A 698-nucleotide genomic window follows, 5' to 3' on the forward strand; every position below is an offset into this window, starting at 1 on the left:
GGTGCTGCTGCTAGGCTGTATGGAGTTCCTCGGCCTGTTGTGAAAATTTGTACATTCATACCAGAGGCGAGCTGCAGTGTTCCGCAAACAAAATCGCTTGCCGGCGTCGCAGCAAATATCAGCCCTTTGGTGGCCGCTTTCTCACCAGGCCCAATCACACTAGATATTGGACTTGTGCCGGATTTGGCGATAGAACCAAGCGCCTTTTCTACGACATTGGATAAACCGCCTTTTTTATTTCCTGGGGAAGGATTTGCACTTCTATCTGCTTGACCTCTGCTTAAATAGTCGTCGTACCATTTCATTTCCCGTATAAGTGCCTGCCTCGTTTCTTCATTCAAAGTTCTTGGAGTTAATAGGTGAATGGCATCACGCACTTCTGTCACTTCTGAAAAAAGAACCGTTGCTCCTGCTTTGACAAGGAGGTCTGCTGCATATCCAACGGCGGGGTTTGCAGTTACACCTGAGAATGCATCGCTTCCACCGCATTGTAAGCCTACCACTAAATCCGAAACAGGACATGGGACGCGTGTCCGCCTATTGAGTTTCTTTAGTTTGTGCTCTGCAGCCTTCAGAATGGAGGTAATCATTGAAGAAAAGCCTGATTCCTCCTGTAATGTTAAAATATCGTCTTGCCGCTCTTCTGACACAATGCGTGATGGTATGAGTTTTTCACAGCCTAATCCAATGACGAGCAC

General features: G+C 47.1%; 1 pseudogene. It reads right to left on the reverse strand.

The features are described from left to right. A pseudogene (locus BJU60_RS14770) lies at positions 1-698 on the reverse strand (UxaA family hydrolase); the annotation flags it as partial.

It is taken from the genome of Exiguobacterium aurantiacum (assembly GCF_001766415.1).
Taxonomy (GTDB): Bacteria; Bacillota; Bacilli; order Exiguobacteriales; family Exiguobacteriaceae; genus Exiguobacterium; species Exiguobacterium aurantiacum_A.